Genomic DNA, 9894 nt, shown 5'->3' on the forward strand with positions numbered 1-9894 from the left:
AGAGGATTAGAGTCGTTTGGGCTAGGAACTAGCCTTGTGGACTTAAATAAACACAAAGCCTTTCGCTCAACTTCATTAGAGGTTGCTAGTTAGGAAGCCTCTGTCTTTAGGCAGAGGTTGGTTCACATTAATATAATCATAAAATAAGATAAAAAAAGATAAAATTGTTTTATCTTTTGATAAAGGGGTTAATTGTTTAGTTTCATTAAAGCTCTACAAAACTTTTTTAGTAATTTAAAAAAGAAAAAAGGTTTATGGTTTACAACCTTAACTATTTTGTCTATCATTGGTATATCAGTTTCTATGTATCTTCTTTCAAATATGACAACAAGCATTGCTAAAGAGGTTTATATAAATATGTCTAGTACTTATATAAATAATTTGGAAGATAAAATAGAAGATAAAAAGAATGAATATAGAAGAATTATCTTAGGTTTACAAACAAATGATACCTTTAAAAATAATTTAAATAATAAATTAATTATTGATTCTATTTTAGAAAATTATAATAAAAATTTATCTGAAATGGGATTTGGTCAAATAACTTTATCTTTTTATTCAATATCTAACCAAATAAATCAATATAAAAATATTGTTAATACGGTAATTAGTAGAAAAACTTCATCTTTCGGATTTGAAGTTCTTGCGGATGGGCCAAATATTGTTTATCTCTTTCCCATTATAATAGATAGTAATGTTGTTGGAGTTGTTGAGATTAAGGAGAATATTATTTCTCTTAAAAATGATATTGAAAGAAGTAAACAAACTATATTTTTATTTTTGTTACAAGAAAAAATGATGAATAATTTATCTGATGATTTAAAAAATCGAAGATATAGATTAATAGTTGATGGTTTAAGAGTTGAAGAACAAAAATATGATAGCTCTTTAGTGTCAAATGTCGCAGAAGGTGGGCAAGAAGAGATAAAAGAGTTGAAAAATAATGGTTATCTTGTAAATGATGTTTACTTTAAAACATATAAAGAAGTAGTTGATGTTAATGGTGTAACTATAGGTTATATTATTATGGCTGAGAAAGTTCATGGTAGTAATGGGTTTGTTAATATAGTTGATAACATGACAAAATCTGTTACGTTGGTATCATTAGGGCTGGTGATATCTATACTGTTGTTTATGTTTTAAAGGTATTAAATGAGAAGAGTTAAAGTTTTAAAGATTTTTTTTATTGTTATATTATTTATATCGTTTATTATATATGCAAATTTTTCATTAATTAAAACTTTTTTTGTTGCAACATTGACATTTAATATACCAATTTTAACTATATTTTTGCTTGCGCTATTAGTTATATATAAATCTGCAATAAGATTAACAATGTTAGCAGGTACTTTTGGAATTTTAGCCTATAAAAAAGGTAAAGCATTAGAGTTTTATTTGGATGGAATAACAAAAGTTATGCCAGCAACAATAGCTCATATGTTCAATAGAAGAGCAAAAAAAGGTGTTATATATTTTTCAGAACAAGAAGCAAAAGATGTAAATGAGTGGCTAGATAATCAGTTTTTTAAAGAAAAAAGTTACACTGCCTTTTTTGTTGGTTCATCCTTAACCCTTGGATTATTGGGTACGTTCGCGGGTTTATTAATAGCTATTGATGAAATGGGAAGAATTATTTTATCTTTTGGTGGTGATAATATAGACTTAGCTGAAATAATGACAGGATTTTCAGGACCATTAGGTGGAATGGCAATTGGATTTTCATCTTCATTGTTTGGTGTTTCATCTGCTATTATACTAAATCTTATGCAGTATATTTTAACAAAAAGTCAAAACTCATTTTTAGAAGATGTTCAAGAATGGATGAAAGAGAAGATTATTGATTCTCAGGCGATTGATATTATTGAAGATACAGGAGAGTATAAAACTTTATTAAAAGCAAATACAAATCAAAATATAGATAGCAATATTATGTCTTCTGCCGGATTTATAGATGTATTTGTTGATACAATAAGTGGATTTACTGAAAAAATTGAGAATTCTAATCAAATTTCTCAAGAAGTATTTATGAAAATTGCTGATAAATTAGAGCAAAATATAAATAAATCTGATAATGAATCAGTTTTATTAAAAAATTTAATTGAGGTTATGAAAGAATCAAATTTGAATCAATATTCAAGTTCAAAACTAATAGAGGAATCCTTGCAAGAAATTTCAATGGTAATATTATCTCAGCATAAAACTATTAAGAAAAGCTTGGAATTACAAGAAGAAAATAATAAATTATTAACTAATCTGATTAATAATTTAGAGAATAAGTAATCAAAATGGCTCAAAAATTTGAAGAGGAGTTTAATCCATGGCCGTCTTTTGTGGATTTATTTTCATCTGTAATTTTAGTTTTATTACTATTTCTATTGGTTGTACTTGCTAATCTTGGTTATTATGCACAATTTAAGTATAAAACATCATATACTGGTTCGATATCTTCTGATGATTTAATTTTAAAAGATAGTAGTTCTTCTGATAATAGAGTTGAAGTTCAATCTTCAAGTAGTAGTTCCGCACCAAATTCAGATTTAAATATTCAAATAATAAAAGAACAAAAGCAGATGGTTTTAGCTCTTGAAAATCAAATAAATTCAGATCCTATAAATGTAAAATCAGCAGAAGGTTCAGATGAAGTAGTTTCTTCAGGAGTTAATGTAGCCGATAAAAAAGAGAATACAACAGAAGTACAAAATATGATTACAGCAGATGATTATTTGATCGTTACCTATAAAGCTGATGAACTATTTGTTGATGATACAATTTCTAAAAAATTAAGAGATTTTTTAAATAAAGCAAAAGTTAAGTACCCAAAGCATGAAATAGTAATATATTCATATGAGATAAAAAATGTATTAAGCGCAACAATCTCAAAGCAAATATCATTGGCTAGAACAATGAGTATAAGAAATTTAATCAAAAAATTTGGATATGAAAAAAAAGACATTAAGATAGATTTAGGAACAAAACCAGAGATAAAAGAAGATATAGATCCTAAAAATGGATATATAGTAATTAAAATTGTAAAGTAGAGTATATGAATAAACAACTGATATTTATAACTATTTTTTTTGGTATTCTTTTAAGTGCAAATGAAGATGCATTTATTAAAAACTATAATGAAAATTTAAATATAGCTGAACCTGAAATATTGAAAAATAATTATTTCTTTGAAAATAAAGAATATTTGGCTTTAGATATTAGTAAATATAAAAAAGTATCTCTAATGGATGTTGTTTTAGAAACTATATCAAATAGCGATCTTCTAAAAGCTTCAAGAGAAAAAGTGATTCAAAGTGAATTGAAACTAAAAGATGCAATAGCTGGATACTATCCAACATTAAATTTAGAATCTGAAACTGGAAGAACGAAGTCAACAAGTTATGGTTCATCAGAAAAGTACAAATATTATGATGATAGAAATTTAAAATTTATTCTGAGTCAAAATATATATTCTGGTTTAGAAACTACGAATACTATTAAAAGTTTAGAAAAAAAACTTAGTGTAGAAAAAAACCAATATGAAATTTTATTGCAAGAACAGATAACAAAGGCTATAAAAGCATATTTTGATGTTGTTTTTTCACACAAATCAGTTTTAGCTAGTGAAAGAAATATGATAAAATTAAATAAAATATTAGAAATTATAACAATAAAATATGATAATGGAGCAGCAACAATTGGTGATTTAACAGCAATTAAAGCAAATGTTTCAAATTCTGAAACTCAACTTACAAAAGTAAAATCTAAACTTACAGAATCGATGAAGTATTATGAATATATTGTTGGAGAAAAGTATTATCAAACATTGCCTTATGAGAAAAATTTCAATATAAATATATCTAGTTTTGATTTGCTATATGAAAGAGCATTAACTAGAAATAGTACTATATTAAATTATTACAATTTAATTGAATCTGAAAAATTTAATCTTAAATCAAAAGAGTCTAGTTTCTCACCTAAATTGGATTTTGAAGTTTCATTGGATAATATTCTAGATCAAGAAGATTATAAAGGAAGAGAACAAGATTTAAATGTAAAGCTAAAATTTACTATGAACCTATACAATGGTGGAAAAGACCAAAACAAAATTTTAACTTCATATAGTTCTATTAGAGCTTTAAATTTTGAGTTAAATGAAGAGAAGAAAAAATTGAAATGGAATATTGCAAAATTATTTACATCAATTCAATCTACAAATGAATCTTTAAAAAGTAATATATCTGAGATTGTATCTCTTAGAAAAATGGTCGATGCTTACTGGGAAGAGTTTAATTTAGGACAACAAGATTTGCAATCTTTACTTCAAGGGTATAAACAATTAAATTCAGCAGAGATAGAATTAATAAAAAATGAAAGTAGTAATACAATAGATCTATTTTCACTTTTAGGCTATACGGGTGATTTGTTGTCATTTTTTGATTTAGATCCTGTACACCCAAAATATATCGATTTTTCAAAAAGTAATTATTCTCAAAATGTTTATATTGATGATAAGTTTTTGAATGAAAAGGAGAGAAATGAAAAAGAGTACGAAAAAAGGAAAGATGAAGAGTTTAAAAGATTATTAGCCAATCAAAAACTAAAAGATATTAATATAGATAATTTTATTAAAAACTTTATGCTGGCAAATGATGAGTTTTTTACACTTGAAATTGGAAAATTTAAAAACAATAAAGAAGCTACAGATTTTATTAAAAATAATAATTTAGATATGAACTCATTTGCTTTTGATATTATAGAAAATTCAATAGTTACTTCAAAAATTTCTCATGGAATTTTTTCAAATATGGAACTTGCAAAAGCTTCTAAAGATAAACTATCTGAAAAATATAAAAATTCACAAATTATAATAAAGAAAATAAAAGATGTAAAAAAACATTATAGTGAATATATTTCTGGATTAAAAATAAATCTACCAAAACCAGAAATTAAAATTATAGAAAAAATAAATACTATTGAGAAGATTAAGCAGAAAAAAGAGAGTGTTTTTGTATTTGATCAAGATATTATGAATAAATTCTTAAATGCTGATGATGATTTATATACTATTCATATTACATCTTTTAGTGAAAATAAATATTTAGAAAATATATTATCAAATAATATCAATTTATATTCAAATAGTTATGTTTATACATATTCCAATGGAAGAATATTAATTAGATGGAATTATGGGATTTATAAAACTTATGAAGATGCCCAAGAAGCAATAAAAGATTTGGGCGAAGTTGTAAATAGTTATTACCCTGTAGTACAAAAAATTTCAAAAGAAAAAGAGTTATACAATTCATATCCTAAGCCAAAAGAAGAGGATATAAAAGAGGTAGAATTTGAATATATTGATGTTTCATCTAAAACAGAATACAAAGAGGTACCAGCTTCAAATAATAAAGAGTTAAATAACTCATCTCAAGAAGAGTATTCTAATACTGGTACTAGATGATGAAGAAAAATATAATAAATAGAGCTTTAAAAAATATTATTTTTTTAATATTAATATTTTCTTTTATTCTATTTTTATTCTTTGGTTTATTTTTCAATGATTTTAAAGAAAAATTATTTATAAATGCAAAAAACAGTTATCAATTAAATATAGATAAATTTACAAAAAATCTAGAAGACAAAGTCATTTTGTTTGATAAAGAATCCATTGAATTGCTTGTTAGTGATGCAAAAGGCACAGGTTTTATTCAAAATATTAAAATAAAACTTGATAAGTATATTTTTGATAAAGATACTCTAATTTTTCAAACAAAAACTTTTAACGATACCTCTTGGAATTTAGCAGATGTTACAATTGATACAAAATTTGGAGAAATTCAAAAAATAGAGAATAGTCAATTTTTTGAATTTAAACCATCCCATTTATTTAATTTTAATGAAAAATTAATACTAAAATATCAATTATTTAAGAATAATGAAATTAAGAGTTTTATCGCACAAATAGATTTGAATTTACTAGAAGAAAAAAAGATAGAAAAAAAAGAGATAGATTTTTTAGGAATATTTGAACATTTTTATAATCTAAAAATTGATGATATTGTAACAAAAGATTTAGTTTTAAAGGATATAATCTATGGAACAGTAGAGTTTACTCTTGATGATTACAAACTTAAAAAAGAGGTATATGATTATTTTATTAAACTATTATTTTTAGCTATAGTCTTGTTTGTTCCAGCAGTTATTTTTATGTTTTATTATAATAGATACTTAGATAATAAATATATAGTAAAACCAATAAAATATTTAGATAAAGTCGTATCGGATTTAATTGAAAATAAATTTTCTAATATTGATAATAAAATGTTTGAAGATAGTGTTGAGTATAAAAATTTGGTCTCTAATATTTCAAAATTATCAAACAAAATAGCTTCACTGGTTAATGAGTTGAATATAAATAAGGATACCTTAGAAAGAAATCTATTAGTAGATAGTTTAACAGGATTATATGATAAAAGAATGTTTGATATTGATATGAAAAGTATGTTTGTTTCATCTGTTGAAGGATATATCTTTTTGTTAAAGATTGCTAAATTAAATCAAATAGAGAAACTAAACGGTACACTTAGAACAGATGATTTTATTCTATCTTTTGTAAATATAGTAAATAATGTAATTCAACTTTATAAAGATAAGTCTATCTCTTGTTATAGATTTAATGGTTCAGAATTTATTATTCTAGCAAAAGAGCTCAAATATTTAGAAGCTTTAGATTTTGCTGATAAAATAGTTGCTAACTTAACAAATAATATTTTTAAAGCATATGAGTTACCTTCTGATATATTTCATATTGGTGCCGTTCCTGTTGATCAGTATGGAACTATAGACTCTATTTTAACTCTGGTTAATGAAAGATATTCAAAAGCTCTTTCAAAAGGTAAAGATGGCTATGATATTTTAGAAGAGAGTAGAGGAAAAGAAGAGATTAAAAAAAATGAAATGAAAGTTAAAAAAATTATTGAGCAAAATGATTTTGATATTTCATTTGTCTTTGATAGTTACTCTTTTGGTGGAGAACTTTTAATGAGAGAGTTAAAACCAAATTTAAAAGATGATGATAATAATATTTTTCCTATTGGACTTTTTGTTGCTGTTAGTGAAAAACTAGATTTAAATAGAAAATTTGATACAGAAGTAATTTTAAAAGCAATTGATTTTATAAAAAACAATAAAATAGATTATAAAATAGCCATTAATTTATCAATTAAAACAGTTTCAAATCCAGATTTTATAATATTTTTAGAAGATTTAGTTTCAAAAAATGAAGATTTTATTAAGCATATTGTATTTAGTATAACATCTTATTCTGCTTCAGCATATAAAAATATTTTTATAGATTTTGTAGCACATTTAAATAGAATTGGGATTGAAATTTTAATAAAAAGATATAAAACAAAAGAGCTTTCTTTGGATGAATTAGCTAATATAAGAATAAATTATATAAAAATTGATAAAGAACTAACACAAAATATACATAATGATGTAATTAAAAAGCATAAAATAAAAAATATTATCATTTTTGCTGAAATAAATGATATTAAGGTATTGGTAGAAAATATTGAATCTGATAGAGATTATTTATATTTAAATAAATTAGATTTATATGCAGTTAATAGGTAGGGGTATATATGAATAAGTTTTTTATTTTAATTATTTTAGTTATATCTTCAATTGCTTCTGAGGATATGAAAAATTTTACTACAAATAGAGTATACAAGAATATATCAAAAAATGCTATATTTGATTCTGCTAAAACACTTTTTAATATTTCTAATGAAAATAATGGTAATAAAGATTTTATATTAGATTCTTATATTGATAAATTAGAGATAACTAAGATAAATTTTAAATATAATGTAATTAATACAGATATTATTTTAGATACATGGATATTGGAATTAAATCAATTTGAAAATGAAACAAGAGCAATTCTTACTTTCATAAGAAAAGATGCGCTAAATGGAGAAAATATTAAAGAACTAAATAATAATGTACATAATCTTTTTTGGGATAGAGTTGATTATATTTTGGGATTAAATAAAGATTGGAAAAGTTGTAGTAGTTATTTCAGTTTTAATTTCTTTAATAGTTTTTGTAATAACTATTTTGTAAATTCCAAACCAGAAGATAGTTATATTTTAAATAATATTTCTATTTCAAAAGAAAATATAAAGTTAAATACTGTTGATAATATAAAAACTAATATATTTGATAAAACAGATTTAAGTTCAAAGTATAATAATGGTATTTTTAATCAGAGTGAAAATATTGAAGAGACTAATTTTAAAATTCCAATTTTAGCAGAAGATATTTTACAAATAAAAGAACAAAAAAAAGTTAAGACTATAAAACTTGAAGAAGAACCAAATCAAGATTATTTTAATGATGAAAATATAAATAATAGAGTTAGTAATTCATTGAGTAATGATAAAGATATTACTAAATTTAAAGAAGGTTTAGAAAATATTATAAATAAAAACTCTGAAATAAATTATACTAATTCAATAAAAACTCTTTTTGAAAACACTGATTATAAAGAAAATAGTGAAGTTGATTTAAAATTAAAAGAGAATAATAATGAAAATTAAAGGAAATTTATGAAATTAGTTTTGTCTATATTTTTATCTATAATAACTTCTTTGTATGCTATTACTTTTGAGGAGGCAATAGCAAATTTTAATTCAAAAAATTATGTTGAAGCTTATGACCAATTTAGTGAATTAGCATTGGATGATGATGCAAATGCTCAATATAATATTGCTTTGATGAATTATAAAGGTTTAGGAGTAAATAAAAATTTAAAATTAGCATTTTTTTGGTATGAAAAAGCTGCTTTAAATGGAAACTTTGTTGCACAAAATAATTTAGCTCATATGTATTATTTAGGAGAAGAAGTAAAAAAAGATTTAGCATTAGCTGAAAAATGGTATAAAATTTCTGCTGAAGCTAATTATCCTCTTGCCCAACTTAATTTAGGTTTATTATATGATTCTAGTTCAAATGAAGAGAAAGTAAAAGAAGCATTTTTTTGGTATCAAAAAGCATCTGAACAAGGTGTAATTATTGCACAAAATAACCTAGCAAAAATGTACTATACGGGAAGAGGAACTAAATTGGATAAACAAAAAGCATTATATTGGTTTGAAAAATCAGCGGCAGCTTCTAATCCCATTGCACAAGCTAATTTGGCAATGATGTATCTAACAGCTGACGGTGTTACAAAAGATATCAATAAAGCAATATTATTATTAACAAAATCAGCAGAACAAAATAACTTATCCGCAATGATTAAATTAGCAGACTTATACGGTAAAGGGAAAGAAACATCTTTAGATTATGAAAAATCTTTTTATTGGTATAACAGGGCCTTGGAATTCAATAGTACAGCAGCAATATTTCACGTGGGTTTATATTATTATCATGGCTACGGAGTTCCTAAAGATATCAAGAAAGGTATTGAATTTATTAAAAAAGCAAGTGATAAAGGTTACAAAAGAGCAGCTAGTTTCTTGAAATTATTGAATGACCCCGAAAATATAGACAAAAATTAATTCAGTTAATTATAATAACAATTTAGAGAAAATTGTAAATAATTGAAGGAATTAAAAATGGCAAGAAGAGAATATAGTGAAGAGTTTAGAAGGATAAGTTTATTTCATCAAATGAGTATGAACAAGAGAAACTTTTTTATACTAAAAATGTTTGTGATATAAAACCACAAACTTCAAAAATAATGCCAGATTGCATGGTAAAGCTCTTTCCAACACCACTTGGACCTGTAATTAGAACGTTTTGATTGTTTTTTATGAAATTTCCAGTTGCTAATGACATAATTACTGATTTATCTAAATTTCTTTTTGGTAGATACTCTATTTGATCTAGTGA

Annotated in this window: 8 protein-coding genes; 7 read left to right on the forward strand and 1 reads right to left on the reverse strand. The window is 23.9% G+C overall.

Translation table 11 applies throughout. From position 1 onward, the window contains the following. Positions 1–192 precede the first annotated feature (192 nt). The 7 genes from WC168_RS08210 to WC168_RS08240 are packed head-to-tail and all read left to right on the forward strand — an operon-like array spanning position 193 to position 9560. Entirely contained in the window at positions 193–1143 is a 951-nt protein-coding gene (locus WC168_RS08210) for a hypothetical protein (protein WP_066354834.1), read from the forward strand. Positions 1144–1152: 9 nt separating this feature from the next. After that, positions 1153–2280, forward strand: coding sequence for a hypothetical protein (locus WC168_RS08215; RefSeq protein ID WP_066354843.1), 1128 nt, complete (start codon positions 1153–1155; stop codon positions 2278–2280). A gap of 5 nt (positions 2281–2285) precedes the next feature. After that, the gene (locus WC168_RS08220; RefSeq protein WP_372618617.1) at positions 2286–3038 is read left to right on the forward strand and encodes a hypothetical protein; all 753 of its coding nucleotides are present in this window, start codon (positions 2286–2288) and stop codon (positions 3036–3038) included. 5 nt (positions 3039–3043) lie between these two features. Then, positions 3044–5452: a TolC family protein gene (locus WC168_RS08225; RefSeq protein ID WP_372618619.1), complete on the forward strand. Its 2409-nt coding sequence runs from the start codon at positions 3044–3046 to the stop codon at positions 5450–5452. After that, entirely contained in the window at positions 5449–7629 is a 2181-nt protein-coding gene (locus WC168_RS08230; RefSeq protein ID WP_372618621.1) for an EAL domain-containing protein, read from the forward strand. Before WC168_RS08225 ends, WC168_RS08230 begins: the two co-directional genes overlap by 4 nt. Positions 7630–7637: 8 nt before the next feature. Continuing rightward, positions 7638–8597, forward strand: a complete 960-nt coding sequence (locus tag WC168_RS08235) for a hypothetical protein (RefSeq protein WP_066354850.1) — start codon at positions 7638–7640, stop codon at positions 8595–8597. 9 nt (positions 8598–8606) lie between these two features. Further along, positions 8607–9560, forward strand: coding sequence for an SEL1-like repeat protein (locus WC168_RS08240; protein WP_066354852.1), 954 nt, complete (start codon positions 8607–8609; stop codon positions 9558–9560). A 136-nt stretch (positions 9561–9696) separates the two neighbouring features. Here WC168_RS08240 and WC168_RS08245 read toward each other — a convergent pair. Further along, positions 9697–9894: ATP-binding protein (locus WC168_RS08245; protein ID WP_372618624.1), on the reverse strand; the 198-nt coding region annotated here is incomplete at its 5' end.

Source organism: Aliarcobacter sp. (assembly GCF_041672065.1).
In the GTDB taxonomy this organism is placed as follows: domain Bacteria; phylum Campylobacterota; class Campylobacteria; order Campylobacterales; family Arcobacteraceae; genus Aliarcobacter; species Aliarcobacter skirrowii.

Coding starts and splice junctions, on each gene's coding strand:
- WC168_RS08220 (WP_372618617.1), top strand. CDS start 2,286: ATGGCTCAAAAATTTGAAGAGGAGTTTAATCCATGGCCGTCTTTTGTG.
- WC168_RS08225 (WP_372618619.1), top strand. CDS start 3,044: ATGAATAAACAACTGATATTTATAACTATTTTTTTTGGTATTCTTTTA.
- WC168_RS08215 (WP_066354843.1), top strand. CDS start 1,153: ATGAGAAGAGTTAAAGTTTTAAAGATTTTTTTTATTGTTATATTATTT.
- WC168_RS08235 (WP_066354850.1), top strand. CDS start 7,638: ATGAATAAGTTTTTTATTTTAATTATTTTAGTTATATCTTCAATTGCT.
- WC168_RS08230 (WP_372618621.1), top strand. CDS start 5,449: ATGATGAAGAAAAATATAATAAATAGAGCTTTAAAAAATATTATTTTT.
- WC168_RS08240 (WP_066354852.1), top strand. CDS start 8,607: ATGAAATTAGTTTTGTCTATATTTTTATCTATAATAACTTCTTTGTAT.